The sequence below is a fragment of the Agrobacterium tumefaciens genome (genome assembly GCA_025560025.1).
Taxonomy (GTDB): Bacteria; Pseudomonadota; Alphaproteobacteria; order Rhizobiales; family Rhizobiaceae; genus Agrobacterium.
In genome coordinates this window covers 2,167,017-2,192,350 of record CP048485.1, presented here as the reverse complement: position 1 = coordinate 2,192,350, position 25,334 = coordinate 2,167,017, and the positions used below count along the sequence as shown (strand labels likewise).

Here is a 25,334-nt window from a genome sequence, read left to right as displayed (position 1 = left end):
TAATAAAGACCCCATGTTCCGGTTGAAGGCCGGGACGACATCTTTGTGGGAGAACAGGCCCTTGGAAGTCAAATGGCTCGAGGATTTCCTGGCGCTGGCCGGAACGCTCAATTTCTCGAAGGCGGCGGATGAGCGGCATGTGACGCAATCCGCATTCAGCCGGCGTATCAAGCAGCTGGAGGCCTGGGTGGGTGCCACGCTGGTTGATCGCGCTTCCTATCCTTCCCGGCTGACCGAAGCGGGTGTGAAATTCGTGCCGGTGGCGCAGGAAACGCTGAAGCAGCTTTATCATGCCCGGCGCACGCTTCTTCAGGAAGAGGGGGCCGATGCCAGAACGGTGCGGCTGACGGCGCTGCATACCCTGTCTTTCACCTTCTTTCCCGACTGGCTGAAGCGGGTGAACGAAAAGGCGGGACCGCTGTTTTCAGTGTTGAGGCCTGATTCCGGCAGCATGGAGGAAAACCTCAATTCGCTGGTGGACGGGCAGAGCGATTTCCTTCTGACCTATGCCCATCCCGAAGTGCCGATGCTGCTCGATGCGCAGACCTTTGAGTTCCGCGTGCTGGGTGCGGAAAACATCATTCCCGTTTCCGCGCCGGCGAAAGATGGTTCACCGCTGCATGAACTCGTGGAAAATGCGCGAAAACCCTTCGCCTATCTGGATTATGAAAAGGCCTCTTTCTTCGGGCCGTTGCTGCGCGATCTCCTGAGCGCGCGCCTGCCGCAATTCGAGCGGGTGCATGAGGGCAGCATGTCGGTGGGGCTGAAAGCCATGGCGATGGCCGGCTGGGGTGTCGCCTGGGTGCCGGAAAGCCTGATGCGGCAGGAACTGGACAGCGGCGCGCTGGTGCGTGCCGCCGATGACAGTTTCGATATTGCCGTCGATATCCGGCTTTATCGTTCGAAGGAGAACCGCCGGCCCGTTGTCGAGCGTATATGGGCGGTTCTCGAAGGCTGATGTTTGCTTAAATCGCTGTGCGGCGGGCGTTTTCCAGATAGAGCGCGCGCAGACGGCTGACGAGCGGGCCGGGCTTGCCGTTGCCCACTGGCTTGCCGTCGATCTTCGTCACCGAGACCACGAAGTTGGAGGCGCTGGTCAGGCAGGCCTCATCGGCATTCAGCGCCTCTTCCAGCGTGAAGGGCCGCTCTTCCAGCGTGAATCCGGCTTCCTTGGCCAGTTGCAGGGCGGCAAGACGGGTGCAGCCGGGCAGGGTCTTGTTGCTGTTGCCGCGGGTGATGATCTTCTTGTCGCCGGTAATGATATAGGCGGTTGAGGAAGCGCCTTCGGTGACGAAACCATCCTCGATCATCCAGGCTTCGTCGCAGCCTTCGGCCTTGGCGATGCGCTTTGCCATGACCTGCGGCAGCAGGCAGACGGTCTTGATGTCGCGGCGTTCCCAGCGCTGGTCGGGAACGGATTTGACGGCGATGCCGGCTTCCTCGACCGGGGTGCCGATCAGTTTCTTGGCCTGGGTGAACATGACCAGCGTTGGCTTCAGATCGGCGGAGAACAGGAAATTACGGTCTTCGGCACCACGCGTCAGCTGCAGGTAGATCATGCCTTCGACGAGGTTGTTGTCTGCGATCAGGCGGCGTTCAGCCTCGACGATTTCCTTGGTCGTGACCGGCAGCGGCACGTCGATTTCGCGGGCGCTGCGTTCCAGCCGGGCCATGTGCAGGTCGCTGTCGATCAGCTTGCCTTCCAGAACCGAGGTGACTTCATAAATACCGTCGCCAAACAGGAAACCGCGGTCGAAGATGGAGAGGCGGGCGTCCGCTTCGGGCAGGAATTCGCCGTTGACGTAAACGATGCGACCGGATGGGCTAGTCATGAAAACTCCGTCTGGAAAAGTCAGGCTGAAAGAAGGGTTTTAAGGGCGTCGATGGAAATGGCCTCGACCGTGGAGACCTTGCCGGTGCCGGCATTAAAGCCGGTTGTCGTATTGGCCGCGCAGAGCGAATTGAGGATCGCCTCCTCCGTCGCCTCTATCGCGGCTTCGAAGAGCGGCGAAATCGCATCGTTGGAAAGTTCTGGATAGTCTGCGACTGCCTTGCGACGCGCAGGCGTGCGGCGCAGGCGCTCATCGGTGGAAAAGGCCAGCGCATAGTCGCCGGAACCATTGCTGAGTGCGGCACCCGTGCGCGCCAGTCCACCAAAGCTTCTGGCCGCCAGGCGTTTCAGATTGCGGGAGGAGAGCGGCGCGTCGGTTGCGACAATGATGACGATCGAGCCGTCCTTGTCCTTATGGTCAGGGCTGACATAGGGCGTGCCACAGAGCAGCAGATGGCCGCCATAATTGGACTGGACGAGAACGCCGAGCGTATAGGCCGTTCCGGCGATGGTGACGATGCGGGATGCGGTGCCTATGCCGCCCTTCATGCCGAAAGCCACCGTGCCGGTTCCGGCACCCACACCGCCCTCGGTCACAGGGCCTGTGGCCGCGTTTTGCAGCGCGGCTGATATCTCATCGACCGTCGGGCGGCCGGCGCGGATGTCGTTCAGGCGGGAATCGTTGGTTTCGCCGACGACCGAGTTGATCGACACCACTTTTTCATTGCCCGGCTGCGCCAGCGTATGGCGGTTGATCGCTTCGATTGCCCGGCCTGTCGCCAGCGTATTGGTGAGGATGACAGGTGTTTCGAGTTCGCCGAGTTCCTCGACCTGGGTGGAGCCGGCAAATTTGCCGAAGCCGTTATAGACGGCGAAGGCGGCGGGCACCTTGTCCTGAAAGAGATTGCCGCCATGCGGAAGGATCGCGGTTGCGCCGGTGCGGATCGTGTCGCCTTCGATGACGGTCGAATGGCCGATGGTCACGCCTTCGACATCGGTGATGGCGTTGAGCGGGCCGGTCTCGAAATGGCCGGGCCGGAAACCGATATCGCGCAGTCTCGGGCGGGTCGTCTGATGCATCGGGCGATCACTTTTGCGGAATGCAGGCTGAAATTAGAGCGGGCGCGGCTTGCGAAAAGCTTTGCCTGTCCGAACGTTAGCCTAGTTCTCCGCGAAACGGCATCGCAAAAATGGAATAGTTTTATGCGGGCAATGGATGCGCTCAGGAGGCGCGCAGCGTAGCTTCGCCTTCACGCTCCAGCCATAGCCGCATGGCTTCCTCGGTCTCTTCGCGCGAGGGTGCGCCGATGCGGCCGCCGAAGACGGTGCATTTCAGCGCGGCGGCAACGGAGGAGAGCTGGATGGCCGCACGGCTTTGCATGCCCTCAGCCATCGCAAGCGCAAAGGTGCCGTGAAAGATGTCGCCCGCCGCCAGCGTATCCACAGCCTTAATCTGCATCGTCGTCTGGAAATGCACTGTCGGATCGCCGGCCTCCGTCCACCAGCAGCCTTGCGGACCGGCGGTGACGGCGATGAAGGTTTGCGGGTAGCGGGCGTGTAGCACTGGTAGCATGTCTTTTACAGTTTCGACGCCCGTCAGCCGGGCGGCGGCGGGTTCGGAAAAGACGATATGGGTTGCTGCGGGGGCCAGCTTCTCAAGTGTTTCGACGGGTGCAACGTCGCCATCCAGAATGGCTGGTTTGCCCAGAGTGCGTGCTACCGTCAGCACATCGAGCGCCAGTTCCGGCCAGCGCACATCAACCAGAACGGCATCAAAGGGGGCAATATCTTCCGGCGTACAGGAGCGTTTTTTCTCATGCAGGCGATGATCGTAAAAAGGCACGATCAGCCGCTCGCCGCGGTCGTCGATGATGATCGTCGATAGTGCCGAGCGCGCGCCGGCGGCGATGGTCATGCCGGCAACATCGATGCCGCTTTCGGCGAGATCGCGCAGGATGCGGGTGCCGGTTTCGTCATCGCCCACCGCGCCCCAGAGGCTGGCGCGGCCGCCCATGCGATGCACGGCATAGGCGGCGCTCGACGCCATGCCTTCGGCGATCTGCAACATCTCGTAGGGCAGGACCTTGCCTTCGCCCTTCGGCATGTCATGCACACGAAACAGGGTGTCCAGCACGGCGGCACCCACGCAGAGCACATGCTTGCCGCCCTGTTTGTCTGCCATGCTGTTCACTCCTGTCACCTGTCAGATACGCTTGCCGCTGTCCTTGTCGAACAGATGCACGGTTGCCGGATCGATGGCAATGTGGATCGTATCGCCGAAGCGGACATTGAGGCGTTCGCGGAACAGGCAGGCGATTTCGTCGCCCTTGCAATTGAGCTTGGCGTAGATTTCCGAGCCGGTGCCTTCGACCAGTTCGACCCGGCCTTCAATGCCGGTCTCAGCGGCGCGGATATGTTCCGGCCGCACGCCATAAACGAGATCGCGGCCGCCAAGCGTGCCGATATCGGCATTGGCGGGCAGCGGCAGGCTGAGGCCCTTTGCGGTGCGGAACACACCTTCTTCCACCCGACCGCGAATGAAATTCATGGCGGGCGAGCCGATGAAGCCGGCGACGAAGAGATTGGCGGGATTGTCGTAAAGCTCCAGCGGCGCGCCGATCTGCTCGATGACGCCATCATGCAGCACCACGATCTTGTCGGCCATGGTCATGGCTTCCACCTGATCGTGGGTAACATAGATGGTGGTGGTGCCGATGCGCTGGTGCATGGCCTTGATCTCGCCGCGCATCTGCACGCGCAGCTTGGCATCGAGGTTGGAAAGCGGCTCGTCGAACAGGAAAACCTGCGGGTCGCGCACCAGCGCACGGCCCATGGCGACACGCTGGCGCTGGCCGCCGGAAAGCTGGCGCGGATAACGGTCCAGCAGCTTTTCCAACCCCAGAATGGCGGCGGCCCTGTCGACCTTCGCCTTGGTTTCCTCGGCGCTGACCTTCTTCAGCTTCAGCGCGAAGCCCATATTATCCTTCACCGTCATGTGCGGATAAAGGGCGTAGTTCTGGAACACCATGGCGATATCGCGGTCACGGGCGGGCAGGTGGCTCACCTCGCGCGCGCCGATGTGGATTTCGCCATCGCTCAGTTCCTCCAGCCCGGCGATCATGCGCAGCAGGGTGGATTTGCCGCAGCCGGAAGGGCCGACGAGCACGACGAATTCGCCATCCTTGATATCGATATCGATGCCGTGGATGATGTTGACCGCGCCGAAGCGCTTCTGGACGTTTAGAATATTGACCGGTGCCATTGTAAAGGTTCCCGTTATAATTTGTTTGGTTCAGCCGCCCTTGACGGCGCCGGCGGTCAGGCCCGCCACGATCTGTTTCTGTGCGAACATTGTGAGCAGCAGCACGGGCAGCGTGACGATCAGCGCGGCTGCGGCAAGCGGTCCCCAGCTCACCTGTTCAAAGGACAGCATGTTGTAGACCGCGACCGGCAGGGTGCGCGTTTCACGGCTGGCCAAGACGATGCCGAAGACGAAGTTGTTCCACGAGAAGATGACGGCGAGGATGAAGGAGACGACGATGCCGGGCTTGGCGATCGGCAGCGCCACCAGCCGGAACACTTGCCAGGAGGATGCGCCGTCGATGCTTGCCGCTTCTTCCAGCTCCTTCGGTGTGGTCTCGAAATAACCGATCATGATCCAGACAACGATCGGAACCGTCACCACCAGATGGATGATGATCTGCGGCCAGAGTGTGCCCAAGAGGTTCAGCCATTGGAACAGCAGGAACAGCGGAATGAGGAAGGAGAGGCCGGGCGTCATGCGGGCGATCATGATGACGACGGCGGATTTTTCCGCCTTCAGCCGGGCGATGCCGTAACCGGCGGGTACGCCGATGACGAGCGCCAGAATGGTGGCGGCACCGGTGACGAGCACCGAATTCCAGAAATAGAGGAAGAAATTATTCTCCTCGAACACCTTCACATAGTTCGACCAGGCGAACCGTTCGGGAATGAGGATCGGCGGATAGGCACCGTTGTCGATTTCATATTTCAGCGACAGCGAGATCATCCACATGAAGAACAGGATGACCGGCGAGATCATCACCAGCGCCACGAAGAAAAGGCCGATGCGATCAAGCGTCTTGCGTTTCAGGATTTTGGCAGACATCAGCGATCCTCCATCTCGTTCCATTGCGAGCGCTGGCGCACCATCAGAAGCACGAAGGAGAGCGCCACGATAATGATGAAGAAGACGACGGCCATGGCCGAGCCGTAACCGATGTCGTAATAGGCAAAGGCCGTGTTGTAGAGATAGATGTTGATGGTTTCCGACGCCGTGCCGGGTCCGCCTTGAGTCATCGCATAGATGATGTCGAAGCTTTTGACGGCATCGATGGAGCGGATGATGACGGCGATCATCAGGAACGGGGCGATCATCGGCATGGTGAGATAACGGAACTTCTGCCAGGCATTGGCGCCGTCGATTTCGGCGCTCTCATAGGGCTCGCGCGGCACGGCAGCGAGACCACCAAGCACGATCAGCATGACGAGCGGCGTCCATTGCCAGGTCTCCACCAGCACCAGCGAGGGGATGACGGTGGACTGGTTGTAAATCCATTCCAGCGGGCCGATGCCGACGAAGGAGAGCAGATAGTTCAGGACGCCAAGCTGCGGGTGGAACATCATGGTCCAGACGAGCGCGATGGCGACCGGGGTCGCCATCATCGGCATGACGAAGACGCCGCGCAGGAAACCGCGCAGCGGAAACTGCGCATCGAAAACCAGTGCCGCCAATGTTCCGAGGAACAGCGGGGCGACGACCGACAGCACGGTATAGATGAGCGTGTGCCAGAGCGATTCCCAGAACCGTCCGTCACTGGCGAGCCGGATGTAGTTCTCGAAACCGATAAAGCTCTGCTCCTGTCCGAGCGTCCAGCGATGTGCGCTCATCCAGAGGGTGAACACCCACGGAAAAACGATTACCGCCGAAATGACGACAAGTGCCGGTATGACAAAGGGCCAGTAGTTGGGAGCAAGCCTTGCCGGCCTGCTCCCTTCTTTACGATTGACGCCTGTTTTGGTGTTTTCGATGCTCACGGAGGCCATTATCCCTCGCTACGCGCCAGAACGGGTGCGAACTGTTCCGTCGCCTTTTTCAGCTCGGCCGCCGGGTCTGCGCCGCCGATCATGTTGGTGAGACCGACGCCGTAGATGTCGCGGAACTCCGTCACCGGAATGATGACGGGCAGCGCAAGCTGCGAGACCTTGCCGGAACCAACGACCGCATCCAGCCACGCAGCCGGCATCTTCACGCCTTCACGCACCTTCTGGTCTTCGAGGATGGACTGGCGGAACGGAACGCCGGCACCGGCCTGCAGGAGACGCGCGCCCATTTCATGCGAAATCGCCCATTGGCAGAAGAGATAGGCAGCTTCCTTCTTGCTGCTGGCTTCGACAACGCCGAGACCATCGCCAAAGGTGCCGGCGGCCTGAACTGCCGGGCCTTTCGGCATGACGCCGTAACCGACCTTACCGACGACGCGGGATTTTTCCGGGTTCTCGATTGGCGGTGCAAAACCGACGCCATCGAACCACATGCCGATCTTGCCCTGCAGGAAGGCCGATTGCGCTTCCGCCCAGTTGAAGCCGGAGACGCCGGGAGGGGCGGCTTTGGTCATCAGGCGCTGGTAAAGCGCTGCCGCTTCCACCGCTTCCTTGGATTCGGTGTCGATTTTTCCGTCAGCACCGATCGGCTTTGCGCCGTAACCCAGCATCAGCGAGGTCCAGACTGGAGTATTGGCGTTCTTCAGGCCACGGGCGACGAAACCATAGGTGTTGGTGGAAGGATCGGTGATCTTTTCCGCAGCGGTCACCAGTTCCTCGAAGGTCTCAGGGTATTTCAGGCCCTTGGCTTCGAAGAGTTCCTTGTTCCAGTAGACGATCCAGTAGTCCACCGAGAAGGGCAGCGAGCGCAGCACGCCGTCGCTATCCTTGGCAAACAACATGCCGGCTTCGGCGAAATCCTTTTCGACGAGCGACGGATCGGTCAGCGACGGGTCCTTGAGGAAGCCGCTGATATCGGCCAGCCACTTGCCCTTTTCGAACTGACGCTTCTGGACGTGATAGCTCAGATGCACAACGTCGAAGCTCGGCTTGCCGGAGGAAAGCTCGATGACGACTTTCTGGCGTTGCTGCTGTTCGGGGGTTGCTTCGGCATTGACCTTGATGCCGGTCAGTTCTTCGAATTCGCCGAGATATTTGATCAGCGTTTCGCTGCGCGGGCTTTTGACGAGGTTGACTTCAAGCGTGGTGCCGGCGTGTTTTTTCCAGTTCACCGCTGCCGATGCCGGGCGAATGCCGAGCATCGCGCCGCCGCCAAGCGCCGCCGTGCCTGCCAGAAAGGCGCGACGCGTGGGGTTGAGCAATGAATGCGTCATGTCAGTTCTCCTCCAGATTAGCCGGAAATTCTCCTCACCCCGGCTTGTTGCTTATTTTCCTGCAATCCCGGCGCAGAACCCTCTTCAGTCCCTGCCGGAATTGCCCTAAACCGCCAGCGCCCTGTCCCTTGCGTTGCGGATATGGGCGGTCAGCCGCTCCACGGCGTCTTCGACGGATCGCCTCTCGATGGCTTCGAGAATGGCGAGATGTTCCTTCATCACCGATTTCACATGGCCGGCAATGCGGAAGCGCTCCTGATTGATGAGGCGCATCTTGATGGAATTGACCCGATAGGCGTTCGAGATGATCGAATTGCCGAGCGCATCGATGAAGGCATCGTGCATGCCCCAGTCCACCTGTTGCGCATGCTGGTCCAGTTCCGGCGATTCCCCACCGTTTTCAGCCGCTTCGGCAATATCGCGATGCTGTTTCAGGAGCTTCGCGATGGTCTCGTCGGAGGCCGAACGGGTAAAGAGCGCCACGGCCTCCTTTTCGAGAAAGATACGGAACTGGAATGCCTCACGGATGAGGTTGAGGTCGATATGGGCGACCTGCAACCCTCGCTGCGGCACGGTCTTGATCAGGCCCTCCGCCTCCAGCCGTGGAATTGCCTCCCGGATCGCGCCGAGCGGCAGACCCGTCAATTCCACGAGGCGGCGCTGCGAGATGAATTGCCCCGGGCGAACGTCGCGCGAGAGAAGGTGATGCGTAAAGCTTTCATACGCCCGTTCCCGCAATGTCTGTTCGCCGGTATCTTCCATGCTCAACCTTTCAAGGTCTGTTCAGGCGGCCTGTTTGCGAAACAGCGCATCGAAAGCGCCTTCGATCTGCCGCCGGTCCTCCGGTGAAATGGCGACGAGCGGCGCGCGCACGTCCGCCCAGATATTTTCGCCTGTCGTGTGTGATACCAGCACCTTGACGGCGGGCGTAACCGGGAATTTCAGAAGTTCCACAACAAGATCGACGATGCGCTTGTCGTCCTTGCCGTCGACGGCCATGGCGCGGACTTCCTGCGTCAGGAAATTGGCGACGCCGGAAATGGCGCCCTGGCCGCCGAGGCGGACGCCCCTTGCCAGATCGCGTTCATCGCCAATCAGGATGGCGAGATCGCCATGGTCCTTCAGCAGACGCTCGGTATGGCTCCAGTTGCCGGAGGAGTCCTTCACGCCGGTGACGATGCCGGGGAATGCCTTTTTCAGCCGTCCCACCAGCTCGACCGACAGTGTCACCATGGTCACGGAGGGGATGTTGTAGACGAGAATATCGCGCGCGCCCTTGCCGATCTTTTCGAAGACCGCCGAGAACCATGCAAACAGGCCGTCATCGCTGACATTCTTGAAATAGGAGGGCGGGGCGAGAAGAATATTGCGGGCGCCTGCCTTCAGGGCTTCGGCCGATTGCTCGGCCGCGTCCTCGATGGAATCCACCAGAACGCCGGTGACCAGACGGGAGGGCGCAATGCCTGCCGCGATGAAGCGGGAGAGAATGTCCTGCCGTTCACGGCTGCCGACCGAGCAACCTTCGCCCGTGGTACCGAAGAGCGTTACGCTGTCGCAGCCATTTTCAAGGCAGCGGCGAGCATGGGCGATCATGGCGTCGATATCGACCGTTCCGTCCGTTTTGAAAGGGGTTGTCAAGGCTGCCGAAAGGCCGAATTTCTGGGTCAATTAAGATGCTCCTCCAAGGTGACCGCGAATTGATAGCGCACTGACATGTTAGTTGTAAAGAGGTGATTGCAGTTTGATTGATCGAGGGGTGGCGATGACGGAACTCGCCTTGAAATCCGGTTGAGGAGCAAGCCTGCGAGGTTGGGGATGGAACCGCGCCATCGGTCGAAGTGGGTGCTGTTCTATCAGACGGTCGGTTGGTCTATCCTCTTTGCGGAGGCAAGCGGATAAATGCGAAAATAAAATTTGACTGTTGGAGTAAAGATTTTTATCAGGCAGTCTGAATATAGGGATAAAGGGACTATCATCATGACCATTGCGGAGCCGTCAGCGCCTGTAGCAGAGATCGAGCAGAGCCGTGTCAAGCGCCTCAAGGCGGCAACGCGCGGCGCCCATGGCGGTCTCGATGCCTTTATCATGGCGTCCAAGCCGTTCGAGAGCCGGGAGAACTTCGGCAAATTCGTGGAAACGCAGTATCTTTTCCATCGTGACCTCGATGTCTTCTTCTCCAATGCGACGCTTGACGGCCTGCTTCCCGATCTCAAGGGCCGCCGCCGCCTCTCCATGATCGAGCAGGACCTCGCCGATCTCGGTCTTGCCATTCCCGAAACGGCCGAACCGCGCTTCACCGGTGAAACGCCGTTCGATCTGCCCGAGGCCATGGGCTGGCTTTATGTGGTCGAAGGCTCCAATCTGGGCGCTGCTTTCCTGCTGAAGGATGCGGCGAAGCTTGGGCTTGGCGAAGAATTCGGCGCGCGCCATCTGGCCGGCGCTCCGGAAGGACGCGGCCTGCACTGGCGCACCTTCACCGCCGCGCTCGATGAAATTTCGCTGACGGTTGAAGAGGAAGAGCGGGTTGTCGCGGGCGCCGAGGCTGCCTTCCGGGCTGTGCATGCTTATGCGCAGCAGCGCCTCGTCTGAGGTTTTGGCATAGCTTTGCGATTGTTGTCCTCATCGCGCAGACGTGCCCCGTTGCGCGGGTGTGTTCGATTGAGTCGTAAAATCCTTGCGGCGTCACCCCGGACTTGATCCGGGGTCCAGTGCGATCAAGTCCTTGATCGCGAAAGACTCCTCTCACGGCGCAGACGCGCCGTGGCTGGATGCCGGATCAAGTCCGGGGTGACGGAGGTGAGCATTTCGGATGCCGTGCCACGCTCTGCGACCGTTTAGAGGGTCTCCCATTTCCCGCAGATTGTGTTCGGTATTTGCTGAATAAACAGGCAAATATTTTTACCAAATGATAAAAATTTTATCTTTTGGTCAAGGCTTGATGCGCCTCAAAATTTTATCCATTTGATAAAATTATTTTATTTGGTCTGGCACAGAACCTGCTACTCTTTTGTCAAGTCAGGAGACACCTGACGCTAAAAAGGGAACAGTAAAATGGAAGTTGGTGTTTTTATCCCGATCGGGAACAATGGGTGGCTTCTTTCCGAAAACGCGCCGCAATACAAACCGAGCTTCGACCTGAACAAGGCGATCACGCTCAAGGCGGAGCAATATGGTTTCGACTTCGCGCTGTCGATGATCAAGCTGCGCGGTTTTGGCGGCAAGACCGAGTTCTGGGATTATAATCTGGAATCCTTCACGCTGATGGCGGGCCTTGCCGCCGTCACCTCCAAGATCAAGCTGTTCGGCACGGCCGCAACGCTGGTCATGCCACCGGCCATTGTCGCGCGCATGGCGACAACCATCGATTCCATTTCCGGCGGCCGTTTCGGCATCAACCTGATTACCGGCTGGCAGCGGCCGGAATATAGCCAGATGGGGCTTTGGCCGGGCGACGACTATTTCGGCGACCGCTACGAATATCTCGGCGAATATACCTCCATCTTGAAAGAGCTGCTGACGGAGGGCCAGTCGGACTACAAGGGCAAGTTCTTCCAGATGGACGATTGCCGCATGAAGCCGGTGCCGCAGGGCGACGTCAAACTCATCTGCGCCGGCTCTTCCAATTCCGGCATGGCGTTTTCGGCCAAGTTCGCCGATTACAGCTTCTGCTTCGGTGTCGGCGTCAATACGCCGAAAGCTTTCGCCCCCACCAATGAGCGGCTGCTGGCGGCAACGGAGAAGACCGGCCGCGAGGTTAAATCCGTCGTGCTGACGATGGTGCTTGCCGAGGAAAAATCCGAAGACGCCTGGGCGAAGTGGGAGCATTACAAGGCGGGTGCGGATGAGGACGCGATCAAGTGGCTCGGCCTGCAGAGCGCCGTCGACACCAAATCCGGCTCCGACACCAATGTGCGGCACATGTCCAATCCCGTCTCGGCGGTCAACATCAACATGGGAACGCTGATCGGTTCTTATGAGGAAGTGGCGGCCATGCTGGACGAGATGAGTGAAGTGCCGGGAACGGGCGGTGTGATGCTGACCTTCGACGACTTCCTCGAAGGCGTCGAGAAATTCGGCAAATATGTGCAGCCGCTGATGAAGAGCCGCGCGCATGTTCAGGCTGCACTGGAGGCTGCGGAATGAGTGAAGCCGTCGTGGCGGGTTACAAGGGCCCGGAAAGCCGTTCGGAAAGCGTGACGCTTCCCGCCCGGCCGGAGCCGATCACCCTGAAACCCAGCGAGACCGCCGTTGTCGTGGTCGACATGCAGAACGCCTATTCGACCGAGGGCGGTTATGTCGATCTTGCCGGTTTCGATATTTCCGGGGCCAAGGGCACCATCGCCAACATCAAGAAGACGCTGGATGCCGCGCGCGCGGCGGGCGTTCAGGTCATTTATTTCCAGAATGGCTGGGACAAGGACTATGTCGAGGCGGGCGGGCCGGGTTCGCCCAACTGGCATAAGTCCAACGCCCTGAAGACGATGCGCAAGAGGCCGGAGCTGCAGGGCCAGCTCTTGGCCAAGGGCACGTGGGACTATGCCATTGTCGACGAGCTGCAGCCGCAGCCCGGCGATATTCTGGTGCCGAAGACGCGTTACAGCGGTTTCTTCAACACCAATATGGACAGCGTACTGCGCGCCCGTGGCATCCGCAATCTGGTCTTTGTCGGCATCGCCACCAATGTCTGCGTGGAAAGCTCGCTGCGCGACGCCTTCCATCTCGAATATTTCGGGGTGATGCTGGAGGATGCCACGCATCATCTCGGGCCGGACTATATCCAGCAGGCGACGGTCTACAATGTCGAGAAATTTTTCGGCTGGGTCGCCACCGTCAATGATTTCTGCGGCGTCATCTCGCAGGCCGCACCCGCTAGCGCTTGATATCCAACCACAAGAGGAGAACGAAATGCCGAAGAAGATCGTTGTGCCCGCCGGCACCAGCAAACCCATCGCTCCCTTTTCGCCGGGAACCCTTGCCGATGGCGTGGTTTACGTTTCCGGTACGCTGCCTTTCGACAAGGACAATAATGTCGTGCATGTGGGCGACGCCAGCGCGCAGACCCGTCATGTTTTGGAGACCATCAAGTCCGTCATCGAAACCGCTGGCGGCACGATGGAGGACGTGACGATGAACCATATCTTCATCACCGACTGGGCCAACTACCAGGCCGTCAACACGGTCTATGCCGAATATTTCCCCGGCGACAAGCCGGCGCGTTATTGCATCCAGTGCGGTCTCGTGAAGCCCGACGCGCTGGTGGAAATCGCTACCGTCGCCCATATCGGCAAATAAGGCGAAACGGCAGATGATGCATTTCGAGGTTCATGGCCGGACTGATCCTGAGGCGCCCACAATCCTGCTGTCATCGGGACTGGGCGGATCGGGCTCGTATTGGGCACCGCAGATCGAAGCCCTTTCCGATCATTTCCGGATCGTCACCTATGACCATCGCGGAACCGGCAGGACCGGCGGCGAGGTGCCGCTGGAGGGGAGCATATCGGCGATGGCGGATGATGTGCTGGAAATCGTCTCGGCGCTGAACCTCGAGAAATTCCACTTCATGGGCCATGCGCTTGGCGGTCTGATCGGACTCGATATCGCGCTGCGCCAACCCGGTCTCATCGACAGGCTCGTTCTTATCAATGCCTGGAGCAAGGCCGATCCGCATTCCGGGCGCTGCTTCGATGTGCGGATCGAGCTTCTGGAAAAATCCGGCGTCGAGGCTTTCGTCAAAGCCCAGCCGCTGTTTCTCTATCCGGCCGCCTGGATGTCGGACCATCAGGAGCGGCTGGCGCGGGACGATGCCCATGGCGTCGCGCATTTTCAGGGCAGGGCGAATGTGCTTCGGCGCATCGCGGCGCTGAGGGCTTTTGATGTCGATGGCCGCCTTGGCGAGATCGGCAACCCAGTTCTGGTGGTGGGCACGAAAGACGATCTTCTGGTGCCCTACACCCGCTCCATGCGTCTCGCTGAGGGTTTGCCGCAGGGCGAACTCTGCCTTCTCGATTTTGGGGCGCATGCGGTCAATATTACCGAAGCTGACCTTTTCAACGCTCGGCTTTTGCAGTTTCTGCTACCGGCAACATGAACATTCTGACGGGATTTCTAAACAATGACGACAGCACTTGACGACAAGGCACTTGCAGCACTTTTCACCGCGGCACGCACCCATAATGGCTGGGCTGACAGGCCGGTCGGCGACGAGACGCTGAGAGAGCTTTACGATCTGACGAAGATGGGTCCGACCTCGGCCAATTGCTCGCCGGGGCGTTTCGTATTCGTCCGCAGCCAGGAAGCGAAAGAAAAACTACGGCCGGCGCTTTCGTCGGGCAATCTCGAAAAGACCATGGCAGCACCCGTCACCGTGATTGCCGCCATCGACCGTGAATTTTACGAGAAACTGCCGATGCTGTTTCCGCATGCCGATGCCCGTTCGTGGTTCACGTCCAGCCCGGATGTGGCCGAGGAAACGGCCTTCCGCAATGCCACGCTGCAGGCGGGTTATCTCATCCTTGCAGCCCGCTCCTTGGGACTGGATACCGGGGCAATGTCCGGTTTCGACAAAGGCAAGGTGGATACGGCGTTTTTCGCAGGCACGACGTGGAAGTCCAATTTCCTGATCAATCTCGGCTATGGCGATCCGTCGAAACTCTTCGGTCGCCTGCCGCGCCTCGGCTTTGAAGAGGCCTGTGTCCTGGCTTGAGGGCCTGTTAAGGAAGGGTAGTTTAGATGCAGATGATGTCTCTTGAAAAGGAAGCGGATATGGAGACGAAGACTGCACAGCAGCGCAGCCTCGAATACAGAAACGCCATGGCGCGGCTCGGTGCGGCGGTCAATATCGTCACCACGGATGGTGCGGCAGGCCGGGCGGGTTTTGCGGCGACGGCGGTTTGCAGCGTTTCCGACAATCCGCCCACGCTTCTCGTCTGCCTCAACCGCAATGCCTCCGCGTACAAGGTGGTGAAGGCCAACGGCGTCATCTGCATCAATACGCTTGCTTCAAAACACGAGGTGCTGAGCACCCTCTTCGGCGGCAAGACGCCGGCGGAAGAGCGTTTCGCCGCCGGGAGCTGGGGTGTGCTTGAAACCGGCGCTCCGGTTCTGGAGGACGCGCTCGTTTCCTTCGATTGCCGCATCCGCGAGGCGCATGACGGCGGCACGCATGATATTCTGATCTGCGAGGTTGTGGATATGAAGATCAATGAAGGTGATGAGGCGCTGATGTATTTCAACCGGCGTTACCGGGTGCTTTGAGGCGACCGTTTTGGCCGAGCACCAGCTCGAACCTCACCGTCGTCATCCTCGGGCTTGACCCGAGGATCCACAACCAGACGCGCGATGGATCCTCGGGTCAAGCCCGAGGATGACGTTCAGTGAAATCAAAAAAGGGCGTTTCCGGCCTCCCGGAAACGCCCTTTTCATTTACTTGATCAGCGGCAGAAGATCGTTGATCGACTTCTTGGCGTCACCATAGAACATGCGGGTATTGTCCTTGTAGAACAGCGGGTTCTCGATGCCGGAATAACCCGTGCCCTGGCCACGCTTGGAGACGATGACCAGTTTGGACTTCCACACTTCCAGAACCGGCATGCCGGCAATCGGCGAGTTCGGATCGTCCTGGGCGGCCGGATTGACGATGTCGTTGGAGCCGATGACGATGACGACGTCGGTATTGGGGAAGTCGTCGTTGATCTCGTCCATTTCCAGTACGATGTCGTAGGGCACCTTGGCTTCGGCCAGCAGCACGTTCATGTGGCCGGGAAGACGGCCTGCGACCGGGTGGATGGCGAAGCGCACGGTCTTGCCGTCGGCGCGCAGCTTGCGGGTCAGTTCGGAGACCGCGGCCTGCGCCTGCGCCACCGCCATGCCGTAGCCGGGAACGATGATGACGCTGTCGGCGTCATTCAGCGCGGCCGCAACGCCTTCGGCGTCGATCGCCACCTGCTCGCCCTCGATTTCCATCGCCGGACCCGTCGTGCCGCCGAAGCCGCCGAGGATGACCGAGATGAAGGAGCGGTTCATGGCCTTGCACATGATGTAGGAGAGGATCGCACCCGAGGAGCCGACCAGCGCGCCTGTCACGATCAGCAGATCGTTGCCGAGCGTGAAGCCGATGGCGGCCGCCGCCCAGCCGGAATAGCTGTTCAGCATCGAAACGACGACAGGCATGTCGGCGCCGCCGATACCCATGATCAGGTGATAACCGATGAAGAAGGCGGCCAGTGTCATCAGCACCAGCGTCCAAGCGCCCGCGCCGTTGCAATACATGATGAGCAGCACGAGCGACAGGATCGCAGCGCCGGCATTGAGCAGATGTCCGCCGGGCAGTTTCTTCGCCTTGCCGTCCACCTTGCCGGCAAGCTTGCCGAAGGCGACGACGGAGCCGGTGAAGGTGACCGCTCCGATGAAGACGCCGAGGAAGACCTCGACCTTCATGATCGCCAGTTCAACTGGCGTCTTGTGGGCGAGGATGGCGGAAAAGCCGGTCAGCAACGAACGCGCGGTCTCATCGAGCGAGGCGACATGCGCTTCCTCGATATGGGCGTTGAAGCCGATGAAGACGGCGGCGAGGCCGACGAAGGAGTGAAGAGCTGCAACAAGCTGCGGCATCTCGGTCATCTGCACGCGGCTTGCGACGAAATAACCGAGAACGGAGCCGCCCGCCAGCATCAGCAGCACGACGAGCCATTGTCCGACGCCCTTGCTGATCTCAGGGCCGAAGACGGTGGCGACAATGGCGAGGCCCATGCCGGTTATGCCGTACCAGACGGCGCGTTTGGCGCTTTCCTGTCCGGAAAGGCCGCCAAGAGAAAGGATGAAAAGAACGGCTGCGGCAACATAGGCCGCGGAAACGATACCAATGGTCATAAACTGTCCCCTACACGGCTCAGGACTTCTGGAACATGGCGAGCATGCGCCGTGTCACGAGGAAACCGCCGACGATGTTGATCGTCGCGATCAGGACGGAAAGCGAGGCGAGGATCACCACCAGCCAGTTGCCGGAACCGATCTGCAGCAGAGCGCCGATGATGACGATGCCGGAAATCGCGTTCGTCACCGCCATCAGCGGTGTATGCAGCGAGTGGCTGACGTTCCAGATGACCTGGAAGCCGACAAAGCAGGCGAGCACGAAGACGATGAAATGGCTCATGAAACTTGCCGGCGCATAAAGGCCGACGAGAAGCAGGACCGCCGTGCCGGCGACGAGCAGACCGACCTGGCTTTTCGTCTGCGCCTTGAACTCGGCGCGTTCCTTGGCGTGCTTTTCCTCCGGCGTCAGCTCCTTTGCTTTTTCCTTTGGTTTCTGCGCGGCAATGGCCTGGATCTTCGGCGGCGGCGGGGGATAAGTAATTTCACCCTGATAGGTGACCGTCGCGCCACGGATGACATCGTCTTCCATGTTGTGAACCGGCTTGCCGTCCTTGGCGGGCGTCAGATCGGTCATCATGTGACGGATGTTGGTGGAATAGAGCGTCGAGGCCTGCGTCGCCATGCGGCTCGGGAAATCCGTGTAGCCGATGACGATGACGCCATTGTCGGAAACGACACGCTGGTCGGGAACCGTGAGGTCGCAATTGCCGCCGCGCTCGGCGGCGAGGTCGATGATGACCGAACCCGGCTTCATCATCGCCACCATGTCGGCGAGCCACAGTTTCGGGGCGTCGCGGCCCGGGATCAGCGCCGTGGTAATGACGATATCGATCTGCGGTGCAAGCTCGCGGAATTTTTCGAGCTGCTTCTCGCGGAATTCCGGCGAGGAGGGGGCGGCGTAACCGCCGGTGGCGGCGCCATCCTGCTGCTGGTCGGCGAAATCGAGATAGACGAATTCGGCGCCCATGGATTCGATCTGTTCGGCCACTTCAGGGCGAACGTCGAAGGCATAGGTGATGGCGCCGAGCGAGGTGGCCGTGCCGATGGCGGCGAGACCGGCAACACCTGCGCCGATGACGAGCACCTTGGCGGGCGGCACCTTGCCGGCGGCGGTGACCTGACCGGTGAAGAAGCGGCCGAAATTATTGCCGGCCTCGATGACCGCGCGATAACCGGCGATATTGGCCATGGAGGACAGCGCGTCCATCTTCTGGGCGCGGGAAATGCGCGGCACCATGTCCATGGCGATGACATTTGCGCCCTTTTCCTTCGCCTGTTCCAGAAGGTCCTTGTTCTGGGCTGGGTAGAAGAACGAGATCAGCGTCTTGTCCGAAGACAGGCGATCAATCTCCGACGTTTCCGGCGGACGAACCTTGGCGATGATGTCGGAACCGGCGTAAAGCGCATCGGCGCTATCGACGATTGTTACACCGGCGGCGCGATAGGCGTCGTCGGAAAATCCCGCCGCCTTGCCTGCTCCGGTTTCGAGGATGCAATCATATCCGAGTTTCTGCAATGCCTGGGCGCTGTCGGGCGTCATACCGACGCGCGCTTCGCCCTCATATAATTCCTTAGGCGTCCCGATCTTCAAAATGGCTCTCCCTCTGCCTGAAAATACAGGGGGGTCATAACCTATTCAGGGGGGCTTTGTCTCCATATTGATTTTGTCTTGCCTGCGACGCAATGACAGCCCCCTGCGACAGTTCGTTCGATATTGCGGCGCGTGGCGCAATAAAAGAACCCGGCGCCTGCGCGCCGGGTTCCGAAAATGTCCGTCAGGACGTGGCTCAATCCATGGTGTGGATGTCGCGATCCTTGGTTTCCGGCAGGAACAGCAGGCCGACGACCAGCGTGATGCCTGCAAAAACGATCGGATACCAGAGACCATAGTAAATATCGCCCTTCGCCGCGCTCATCGCAAAGGCGGTGGCGGGCAGAAGGCCGCCGAACCAGCCGTTGCCGATGTGATAGGGCAGCGACATGCCGGAATAGCGGATGCGGGTCGGGAACAGCTCGACCAGCAGCGCCGCGATCGGGCCGTAGACCATCGTCACATAGATGACGAGGACGGTCAAAACGGCGATGATGACGATCCAGTTCACGGCGGCCGGATCGGCGACCATGGCGAAGGTGCCTCCGCCGGCAATCGTGTAGACGGCCATTTCCGCCGCTCCGGCGGTCTCGGCCGGCGTCAGCAGCTTGTCCGCCACCAGCTTGTCGGTCGCAACCATCTTCTTGTCGGCGGCACGAACGGCTACCGCATTGAGGTTGAGTTCCGGGTTGGCGGCGATGAAGGCATCCAGTTTCGCATCCGGCACCTGTGCTGCGCCGCGCACCAGCGGGTAGCCGCCGTCATGCAATGCGATGTTGACCTGCTTCTGGAAGGCCTTGTCCTTCGCGGAAGCATCCGCGCCGGCTGCGATGGCGTCGTAGCTGGCGATGGTGGCGTCGCCGATCTTGACGCTCGCCGGCTCACCGGCCGCTCCCGCAACGACGTCATAGGGAACGGAGTTGCGTGTCAGGAACGAGGTGGCGATATCGCAGGATGTGGTGAATTTTGCCGTGCCTGTCGGGTTGAACTGGAACTTGCAGTCACCCGGAGCGGCAGTCACGGTGGCGCGAACGCTGGCCTGTGCTTGCGCAAGTGCCGGGTTGCCCGCCCAGGTGAGCGCCTTGAACAGCGGGAAGTAGGTCAGCATGGCGAGAACGAGGCCGGCCATGATGATCGGCTTGCGGCCGATCTTGTCGGAAAGCCAGCCGAAGAGCACGAAGAAGCCCGTGCCGAGGATGAGCGCTGCTGCGACCATGATGTTGGCGGACTGGCCGTCCACTTTCAGAATGCTCTGCAGGAAGAACAGCGCGTAGAACTGGCCTGTGTACCAGACGACGGCCTGACCGATGACGGCGCCGACGAGGGCAAGCAGGGCGATCTTGGCATTTTTCCACTGGCCGAAGGCTTCGCTGAGGGGGGCCTTCGAGGTCTTGCCCTCTTCCTTCATCTTCTTGAAGGCGGGGGATTCGTTCATTTTCAGACGAATCCAGACCGATACGCCGAGCAGCAGAACCGAGACGAGGAAGGGAATGCGCCAGCCCCAGGCGGCGAAGGCTTCCTTGCCGAGTGCGAACTGCACGCCGAGAATGACCACCAGGGACAGGAACAGGCCGAGCGTCGCCGTCGTCTGGATCCAGGAGGTGTAATAACCCCTGCGGCCATTCGGGGCGTGTTCGGCCACGTAAGTTGCGGCACCGCCATATTCACCGCCGAGCGCCAGACCCTGCAGCATGCGCAGGACGATCAGGATGATCGGGGCTGCGATGCCGATCTGGGATGCACCGGGCAGGACGCCGACGAGGAAGGTCGAAACGCCCATGATGAGAATGGTGATCAGGAAGGTATATTTACGGCCGACAATGTCGCCCAGACGGCCGAACACCAGCGCGCCGAAGGGGCGCACGAGGAAGCCTGCGGCAAAGGCCAGAAGCGCGAAGATATTACGTGTCGTTTCCGGATACTGGCTGAAGAAGTTCGCGCCGATATAGATCGCGAGCGAGCCGTACAGATAGAAATCGTACCATTCGAAGACTGTTCCGAGAGAAGAGGCGAAAATCACCTTCTTCTCCTCACCCGTCATGGGACGGGCGGCGCCGCTCACGGCTGCAACGTTTGCCATTGTCTGTCCTCCACAGATGTCAAATGAGCGCATTGCGGAGCCCTGTCTCTCCTCCGGACTCCCCCTTGAGGGTGCAATGCGCATGACATCAGAGTGACAGAAAATTAACCCCAATAAGAGCGATGCTTTCGGATTATGACTTTAGTCTAATGTATAATGTGCAAAAATGTCGCAGGGCGGTTTTTGCATCTTCGCGCCGGGTGGCCCGGGACATGCCTTTTTTCTTGACACAACAGAGAAACCTTCTAATAGCTTCTCGCGAAGAAGGAGCATCACCTTGCGCAGGCATGTTGCAGACATGATTGTCATGGAAGGACCGGCACAATCCGCCGGCGATGATCCGCGTCTTTCTTATTCTATCCGAATTACGGCCAAAACGACGATTAAAACCGTCTAACGTCTCTGGCCACCGCTCTCTCCCCGGTTTGGCTGGGGATCGAGGAAGCCGCAATGCGATGCGGGTTCCCACCTCACCCAAAAGAGGAGAGACAGAAAGAGAGCTTGATCATGGGTTTCAAAGTTGCAATTGCAGGCGCCACCGGCAACGTCGGTCGCGAAATGCTCAATATCCTGGCCGAACGCGGTTTTCCCGCAGATGAGATCGTGCCGCTCGCTTCCGCCCGTTCGCAGGGCACGGAAGTCTCCTATGGCGATCGCACGCTGAAGGTTTCCAACCTCGAAAACTACGATTTTTCCGACACGGATATTTGCCTGATGTCGGCTGGCGGCGACGTTTCCAAGAAGTGGTCGCCGAAGATCGGCCAGCAGGGCTGCGTTGTCATCGATAACTCGTCCGCATGGCGCTACGATCAGGACGTTCCGCTGATCGTTCCGGAAGTCAATGCCGATGCGGTCGAGGGCTTCACCCGCAAGAACATCATCGCCAACCCGAATTGCTCCACGGCCCAGCTGGTCGTCGCGCTGAAGCCGCTGCATGACTTCGCCAAGATCAAGCGCGTCGTCGTCTCCACCTATCAGTCGGTTTCCGGCGCCGGCAAGGAAGGCATGGACGAGCTGTTCCAGCAGACCCGCGCCGTCTTTGTTGCCGATCCGGTCGAAACCAAGAAGTTCACCAAGCGCATCGCCTTCAACGTCATTCCGCACATCGACGTCTTCATGGAAGACGGCTACACCAAGGAAGAGTGGAAGGTTCTGGCTGAAACCAAGAAGATGCTCGATCCGAAGATCAAGGTAACCTGCACGGCCGTGCGCGTTCCGGTCTTCATCGGCCATTCGGAATCGGTCAATATCGAGTTCGAAAACGAGATCACCGCCGATCAGGCGCGCGACATCCTGCGTGAAGCGCCGGGTTGCCTTGTCATCGACAAGCGTGAAAATGGCGGTTACATCACCCCGGTCGAATCCGCCGGTGAGGATGCGACCTATATTTCGCGTATCCGTGAGGATGCGACGGTCGAAAACGGTCTCAACCTGTGGGTGGTTTCCGACAATCTGCGCAAGGGCGCGGCTCTCAACGCCGTCCAGATCGCCGAACTCCTGGTCAATCGTGGTCTCATCAAGCCCCGCAAGGCGGCAGCCTGATACGATTTTTTAAGGTTCGTTAAGTATAACCCGTCTGTTCTGTGTGGGGCAGGCGGGTTTCCTGATTGGCGATGATCACGGCCAGTTTATTTGCAGGCCTAGCTGCCGAAAGGCAATTTAGGCCGCCAAAAGGCAATTTGGCACCTGAATTCATACAGCGGTGACGTTTTGTTCTCGGGATGAGTTCCCGAAAGTATATCGAAGGCAGATTTTGATGCGGGCAATGAAGGCAATTCTGGCTGGTGTGGCCATGGTCTCGGTTTTGGCAGCGACGCCGGTTCTGGCTGCGCAATGCGGCAATACTTCGGCGGGGTTCGAGGCCTGGGTCGGCGCTTTCAAACAGGAAGCGGCGGGCCGCGGCGTCAGCGCTTCGGTGCTTGATCGCGCCTTCTCCGGTGTTTCCTACAACCGGGCTACCATCAGTGCGGACCGCGGTCAGCACAGCTTCAAGCTGTCCTTCGAACAGTTCATGCAGAAGCGCGGGGGTCAGACGATCATTTCGCGCGGCAAGACCATGAAGAAGAACAATGCCTCTCTCTTCGCCTCTATCGAAAGGACTTACGGCGTTCCGGCCGGTCCGCTGCTCGCCATCTGGGGCATGGAAACCGGTTTTGGCAGCTTCATGGGTAACCAGCACACGCTTTCCGCCGTGGCGACGCTTTCCTTCGACTGCCGCCGTTCGGACTATTTCACCGAGCAGCTCTATGCGGCCCTGAAGCTGGTCGGCAGCGGCTCGCTGAACGTCAATGCCAAGGGTGCAGCCCATGGTGAGATCGGCCAGACGCAGTTCCTGCCGTTGAACGTCGTCCGTTACGGCGTCGATTTCGACCGCGACGGAAGGATCGATCTCGTGGGTTCGCGCGCCGATGCGCTGGCTTCCACGGCCAACTTCCTTGTCGGCCACGGCTGGCAGCGCGGCGCTGGCTATCAGCAGGGACAGGCAAATTATGCGGCCATCCAGGGCTGGAATGCTGCAAGCGTCTATCAGCAGGCCATCGCCTTCATCGGCAAGGCTATCGACGGCCAATAAGGCCGTTTTCTACGGACTAAGACCCACTTTCGTCATGCCGGACTAGATCCGGCATCCAGCCACGGCGCGTCTGCGCCGTGAATAGAGTCTTTTAGCGATCAAGGACTTAATCGCGCTGGACCCCGGATCAAGTCCGGGGTGACGAAGTTGAATGTTATTGGTGGCGACTACGCGTCTAAATCACAGATCCGGGCGACGAAAATCGCCCGTCTTGCCGTCCATTACCCACAATTCGCCGGTCGAAATATCGAACCAAGCGCCATGCAGCTTGACCTTGCCGGCGGTTTCCTGCGCCTTGACGAAGGGGAAGCCGCGCAGATTGGCGATGGAGTTGCGGATGGAAACCCGTTCCAGCGCGGTTTGTCGCTCCGACGCGGTCATGACATCGTTGCTCTGGATCTGCTCGGCGGCCGACTTGACCATGTTCATCCACTTGCCGATGAAGTCGCCCGGCGACAGGGGTTCGAGATTGGGATCGAGCGCGGCCTGAATGCCGCCGCAGCGGCCGTGGCCCATGACAACGATATCCTTCACCTTCAGAACCTGAACGGCATATTCGATGGCCGCCGAAGTGGCGTGGTACTGCCCGTCCGGCTCGAAGGGCGGCACCATGTTGGCGACGTTGCGGACGACGAAAAGCTCTCCCGGCCCGCAGTCGAAAATGGTTTCCGGCGCCGAGCGGGAGTCACAACAGGCAATGAACAGAGTCTGCGGTTTCTGTCCGGTGTCGGCCAGAACGCGGTATCTTTCGCGTTCATCGACATAGCGACCGCTCATGAAGTTCTTGTAGCCGTTGAGAAGGGTTTCCGGAAAATCTTTCATCTATCGCAGTACCGTTATGCTTGGACCAAGATCACGGGGCGAACCTGGTGCGTTGAAGACCAATTCCTGAAGCGCTATTTGCGCTTGCTGCGTGAAGGATGCAAGAGATGACGCATCTGCACCATGGCCATGGGTGTGGAAAGACTTGAAGAATCGGTCTCAAGCGTCAGTTCGTTCATCTCGCGTTTTTTCGTGCGGGCCAGAATTTCAAACACGCTGGCGGTGGCCAGCTGCAGCGCCTTTTCATCGTCCAGGCCTTCGAGCAGGCGGGCGAGGAACAGCGCGGACATGAGGTCGCCAAGCCCGTTCGGCGCATTCTCTATGGCGCGGTGTTCGGCAAGCAGGGCGTGCCGGCCGCTGAGATAAAGATTGCCGGTGCCGCCCGCCATCATCGGCACGGCCGAGGTGACCAGCATTTTCGGCGGCCCGAGTGCGAGCGCCGCATCCATGATGGCATTGTTGGTTTCAAGCTCGGCGCCGCTCATCCAGGCCAGTTCGTAGCGGTTCGGTGTCGCGACGGTCGCAAGCGGGATGAGGTGATCGCGGATGGCTTCGGCGGTCTCAAGGGGAATGTAAAGCCCGCCCAGATCGCCCATGACCGGGTCGCAGGCATAAATCAGCGCCGGGTTCTTTTCCTTCAGATTGCGGATCAGCCTTGCGACGGCGCGGACCTGTGCGGCGCTTCCGAAATAACCGGTCAGAACGGCTTTGACCTCGCCAATCCATTTGGCGTTTTCAAGATCGGTCATGGCCTTGTCGAAGTCGTCGTCCTGAAAGCGCATCCGCGTGGAGGGGCCGTGGCCGGGGTGCCAGGGCATGACGATGGTGGGCACCGCCCAGACCGGATAACCCAGCGTCTCCAGCGCAAAAACCGCTGCGCGATTGCCGACGGAACCACGCATGACGTGGCTGGAAATGACGATGACGGCGCCTTGGGTATTTTCCTGCATCACGGCCTTCTTGCTTTCAAACATCGCAGAAAGCCCGCAAGAACCCCTGCCTAAAGATCAAGATGCGCTCTCATGACATATCGCAAGGCCGGTTTCCACCGTTAATCCCGCAAGGGTCTGTCCCGCAAAAGGATGGGCGGGAAGCCTGTAGTCCGCTCACCGACCGCGTCTGCATCGCCGGGTTGTGATCGCTGGACAGGCAAACCGCTCAACCATTCC

At 59.8% G+C, this 25,334-nt stretch carries 25 protein-coding genes; 11 read left to right on the top strand and 14 right to left on the bottom strand.

What is annotated here, in order from left to right; genetic code table 11:
- Positions 1–61 precede the first annotated feature (61 nt).
- Positions 62–958, top strand: coding sequence for a LysR family transcriptional regulator (locus tag FY152_10775; protein ID UXS32553.1), 897 nt, complete (start codon positions 62–64; stop codon positions 956–958).
- 7 nt (positions 959–965) lie between these two features.
- Here FY152_10775 and FY152_10770 read toward each other — a convergent pair whose 3' ends face one another.
- The 9 genes from FY152_10770 to FY152_10730 form a co-directional block, all read right to left on the bottom strand.
- On the bottom strand, positions 966–1,832 hold the full coding sequence (locus FY152_10770; protein UXS32552.1) for a D-amino-acid transaminase: 867 nt from the start codon (positions 1,830–1,832) through the stop codon (positions 966–968).
- A gap of 20 nt (positions 1,833–1,852) precedes the next feature.
- Positions 1,853–2,911: a S58 family peptidase gene (locus FY152_10765; protein ID UXS32551.1), complete on the bottom strand. Its 1,059-nt coding sequence runs from the start codon at positions 2,909–2,911 to the stop codon at positions 1,853–1,855.
- Between the two features lie 142 nt (positions 2,912–3,053).
- Positions 3,054–4,013, bottom strand: a complete 960-nt coding sequence (locus FY152_10760) for a sugar kinase (protein UXS32550.1) — start codon at positions 4,011–4,013, stop codon at positions 3,054–3,056.
- A 21-nt stretch (positions 4,014–4,034) separates the two neighbouring features.
- Positions 4,035–5,093 carry a sn-glycerol-3-phosphate ABC transporter ATP-binding protein UgpC gene (gene ugpC, locus FY152_10755; protein UXS32549.1) on the bottom strand — a complete coding sequence of 353 codons (1,059 nt, stop codon included), beginning with the start codon at positions 5,091–5,093 and terminating at the stop codon, positions 4,035–4,037.
- A gap of 30 nt (positions 5,094–5,123) precedes the next feature.
- Positions 5,124–5,960 carry a carbohydrate ABC transporter permease gene (locus FY152_10750; GenBank protein ID UXS32548.1) on the bottom strand — a complete coding sequence of 279 codons (837 nt, stop codon included), beginning with the start codon at positions 5,958–5,960 and terminating at the stop codon, positions 5,124–5,126.
- Positions 5,960–6,898 (bottom strand): sugar ABC transporter permease, encoded by a 939-nt coding sequence (locus FY152_10745; protein ID UXS32547.1) that lies wholly within the window; start codon positions 6,896–6,898, stop codon positions 5,960–5,962. Before FY152_10745 ends, FY152_10750 begins: the two co-directional genes overlap by 1 nt.
- Positions 6,898–8,229, bottom strand: a complete 1,332-nt coding sequence (locus FY152_10740) for a sugar ABC transporter substrate-binding protein (GenBank protein UXS32546.1) — start codon at positions 8,227–8,229, stop codon at positions 6,898–6,900. The genes FY152_10745 and FY152_10740 overlap by 1 nt, the downstream gene beginning before the upstream one ends.
- A 105-nt stretch (positions 8,230–8,334) precedes the next feature.
- Positions 8,335–8,991 carry a GntR family transcriptional regulator gene (locus FY152_10735; protein ID UXS32545.1) on the bottom strand — a complete coding sequence of 219 codons (657 nt, stop codon included), beginning with the start codon at positions 8,989–8,991 and terminating at the stop codon, positions 8,335–8,337.
- 21 nt (positions 8,992–9,012) lie between these two features.
- Positions 9,013–9,897: a dihydrodipicolinate synthase family protein gene (locus FY152_10730; protein ID UXS32544.1), complete on the bottom strand. Its 885-nt coding sequence runs from the start codon at positions 9,895–9,897 to the stop codon at positions 9,013–9,015.
- Between the two features lie 309 nt (positions 9,898–10,206).
- Here FY152_10730 and FY152_10725 point away from each other — a divergent pair, with 309 nt between their 5' ends.
- From FY152_10725 to rutF, 7 genes are all read left to right on the top strand, one after another.
- Entirely contained in the window at positions 10,207–10,818 is a 612-nt protein-coding gene (locus FY152_10725; protein UXS32543.1) for a biliverdin-producing heme oxygenase, read from the top strand.
- Between the two features lie 462 nt (positions 10,819–11,280).
- Positions 11,281–12,372: a pyrimidine utilization protein A gene (rutA, locus tag FY152_10720; protein UXS32542.1), complete on the top strand. Its 1,092-nt coding sequence runs from the start codon at positions 11,281–11,283 to the stop codon at positions 12,370–12,372.
- On the top strand, positions 12,369–13,109 hold the full coding sequence (gene rutB / locus FY152_10715; GenBank protein UXS32541.1) for a pyrimidine utilization protein B: 741 nt from the start codon (positions 12,369–12,371) through the stop codon (positions 13,107–13,109). Before rutA ends, rutB begins: the two co-directional genes overlap by 4 nt.
- A 25-nt stretch (positions 13,110–13,134) precedes the next feature.
- On the top strand, positions 13,135–13,521 hold the full coding sequence (rutC, locus tag FY152_10710; GenBank protein ID UXS32540.1) for a pyrimidine utilization protein C: 387 nt from the start codon (positions 13,135–13,137) through the stop codon (positions 13,519–13,521).
- A gap of 13 nt (positions 13,522–13,534) precedes the next feature.
- Entirely contained in the window at positions 13,535–14,317 is a 783-nt protein-coding gene (rutD, locus tag FY152_10705) for a pyrimidine utilization protein D (GenBank protein ID UXS32539.1), read from the top strand.
- A 24-nt stretch (positions 14,318–14,341) separates the two neighbouring features.
- Entirely contained in the window at positions 14,342–14,932 is a 591-nt protein-coding gene (locus FY152_10700; GenBank protein ID UXS32538.1) for a malonic semialdehyde reductase, read from the top strand.
- A gap of 26 nt (positions 14,933–14,958) precedes the next feature.
- Positions 14,959–15,483 (top strand): pyrimidine utilization flavin reductase protein F, encoded by a 525-nt coding sequence (gene rutF / locus FY152_10695; GenBank protein ID UXS32537.1) that lies wholly within the window; start codon positions 14,959–14,961, stop codon positions 15,481–15,483.
- A gap of 168 nt (positions 15,484–15,651) precedes the next feature.
- On the opposite strand, the gene FY152_10690 is transcribed toward rutF, so the two are convergent.
- The 3 genes from FY152_10690 to FY152_10680 form a co-directional block, all read right to left on the bottom strand.
- Positions 15,652–17,097 carry an NAD(P)(+) transhydrogenase (Re/Si-specific) subunit beta gene (locus FY152_10690; protein UXS32536.1) on the bottom strand — a complete coding sequence of 482 codons (1,446 nt, stop codon included), beginning with the start codon at positions 17,095–17,097 and terminating at the stop codon, positions 15,652–15,654.
- A 19-nt stretch (positions 17,098–17,116) separates the two neighbouring features.
- The gene (locus FY152_10685; protein UXS32535.1) at positions 17,117–18,691 is read right to left on the bottom strand and encodes a Re/Si-specific NAD(P)(+) transhydrogenase subunit alpha; all 1,575 of its coding nucleotides are present in this window, start codon (positions 18,689–18,691) and stop codon (positions 17,117–17,119) included.
- A 196-nt stretch (positions 18,692–18,887) separates the two neighbouring features.
- Positions 18,888–20,771, bottom strand: coding sequence for an MHS family MFS transporter (locus tag FY152_10680; protein ID UXS32534.1), 1,884 nt, complete (start codon positions 20,769–20,771; stop codon positions 18,888–18,890).
- A 166-nt stretch (positions 20,772–20,937) separates the two neighbouring features.
- On the opposite strand from FY152_10680, the gene FY152_10675 reads away from it, so the two are divergent.
- From FY152_10675 to FY152_10665, 3 genes are all read left to right on the top strand, one after another.
- The gene (locus FY152_10675) at positions 20,938–21,168 is read left to right on the top strand and encodes a hypothetical protein (GenBank protein UXS32533.1); all 231 of its coding nucleotides are present in this window, start codon (positions 20,938–20,940) and stop codon (positions 21,166–21,168) included.
- Between the two features lie 110 nt (positions 21,169–21,278).
- Positions 21,279–22,313 (top strand): aspartate-semialdehyde dehydrogenase, encoded by a 1,035-nt coding sequence (locus FY152_10670; protein ID UXS32532.1) that lies wholly within the window; start codon positions 21,279–21,281, stop codon positions 22,311–22,313.
- A gap of 214 nt (positions 22,314–22,527) precedes the next feature.
- Positions 22,528–23,343: a lytic transglycosylase gene (locus tag FY152_10665; protein ID UXS32531.1), complete on the top strand. Its 816-nt coding sequence runs from the start codon at positions 22,528–22,530 to the stop codon at positions 23,341–23,343.
- A 180-nt stretch (positions 23,344–23,523) separates the two neighbouring features.
- On the opposite strand, the gene FY152_10660 is transcribed toward FY152_10665, so the two are convergent.
- Together FY152_10660 and pdxY are read right to left on the bottom strand one after the other, a co-directional pair.
- Positions 23,524–24,165, bottom strand: coding sequence for a carbonic anhydrase (locus FY152_10660; GenBank protein UXS32530.1), 642 nt, complete (start codon positions 24,163–24,165; stop codon positions 23,524–23,526).
- A 74-nt stretch (positions 24,166–24,239) separates the two neighbouring features.
- Positions 24,240–25,115 (bottom strand): pyridoxal kinase PdxY, encoded by an 876-nt coding sequence (gene pdxY, locus FY152_10655; protein ID UXS32529.1) that lies wholly within the window; start codon positions 25,113–25,115, stop codon positions 24,240–24,242.
- Positions 25,116–25,334 lie beyond the last annotated feature (219 nt).

Coding starts and splice junctions, on each gene's coding strand:
- FY152_10770 (UXS32552.1), bottom strand. CDS start 1,832: ATGACTAGCCCATCCGGTCGCATCGTTTACGTCAACGGCGAATTCCTG.
- FY152_10765 (UXS32551.1), bottom strand. CDS start 2,911: ATGCATCAGACGACCCGCCCGAGACTGCGCGATATCGGTTTCCGGCCC.
- FY152_10760 (UXS32550.1), bottom strand. CDS start 4,013: ATGGCAGACAAACAGGGCGGCAAGCATGTGCTCTGCGTGGGTGCCGCC.
- ugpC (UXS32549.1), bottom strand. CDS start 5,093: ATGGCACCGGTCAATATTCTAAACGTCCAGAAGCGCTTCGGCGCGGTC.
- FY152_10750 (UXS32548.1), bottom strand. CDS start 5,960: ATGTCTGCCAAAATCCTGAAACGCAAGACGCTTGATCGCATCGGCCTT.
- FY152_10745 (UXS32547.1), bottom strand. CDS start 6,898: ATGGCCTCCGTGAGCATCGAAAACACCAAAACAGGCGTCAATCGTAAA.
- FY152_10740 (UXS32546.1), bottom strand. CDS start 8,229: ATGACGCATTCATTGCTCAACCCCACGCGTCGCGCCTTTCTGGCAGGC.
- FY152_10735 (UXS32545.1), bottom strand. CDS start 8,991: ATGGAAGATACCGGCGAACAGACATTGCGGGAACGGGCGTATGAAAGC.
- FY152_10725 (UXS32543.1), top strand. CDS start 10,207: ATGACCATTGCGGAGCCGTCAGCGCCTGTAGCAGAGATCGAGCAGAGC.
- rutA (UXS32542.1), top strand. CDS start 11,281: ATGGAAGTTGGTGTTTTTATCCCGATCGGGAACAATGGGTGGCTTCTT.
- rutB (UXS32541.1), top strand. CDS start 12,369: ATGAGTGAAGCCGTCGTGGCGGGTTACAAGGGCCCGGAAAGCCGTTCG.
- rutC (UXS32540.1), top strand. CDS start 13,135: ATGCCGAAGAAGATCGTTGTGCCCGCCGGCACCAGCAAACCCATCGCT.
- rutD (UXS32539.1), top strand. CDS start 13,535: ATGATGCATTTCGAGGTTCATGGCCGGACTGATCCTGAGGCGCCCACA.
- FY152_10700 (UXS32538.1), top strand. CDS start 14,342: ATGACGACAGCACTTGACGACAAGGCACTTGCAGCACTTTTCACCGCG.
- rutF (UXS32537.1), top strand. CDS start 14,959: ATGCAGATGATGTCTCTTGAAAAGGAAGCGGATATGGAGACGAAGACT.
- FY152_10690 (UXS32536.1), bottom strand. CDS start 17,097: ATGACCATTGGTATCGTTTCCGCGGCCTATGTTGCCGCAGCCGTTCTT.
- FY152_10680 (UXS32534.1), bottom strand. CDS start 20,771: ATGGCAAACGTTGCAGCCGTGAGCGGCGCCGCCCGTCCCATGACGGGT.
- FY152_10675 (UXS32533.1), top strand. CDS start 20,938: ATGTCGCAGGGCGGTTTTTGCATCTTCGCGCCGGGTGGCCCGGGACAT.
- FY152_10670 (UXS32532.1), top strand. CDS start 21,279: ATGGGTTTCAAAGTTGCAATTGCAGGCGCCACCGGCAACGTCGGTCGC.
- FY152_10665 (UXS32531.1), top strand. CDS start 22,528: ATGCGGGCAATGAAGGCAATTCTGGCTGGTGTGGCCATGGTCTCGGTT.
- FY152_10660 (UXS32530.1), bottom strand. CDS start 24,165: ATGAAAGATTTTCCGGAAACCCTTCTCAACGGCTACAAGAACTTCATG.
- pdxY (UXS32529.1), bottom strand. CDS start 25,115: ATGCAGGAAAATACCCAAGGCGCCGTCATCGTCATTTCCAGCCACGTC.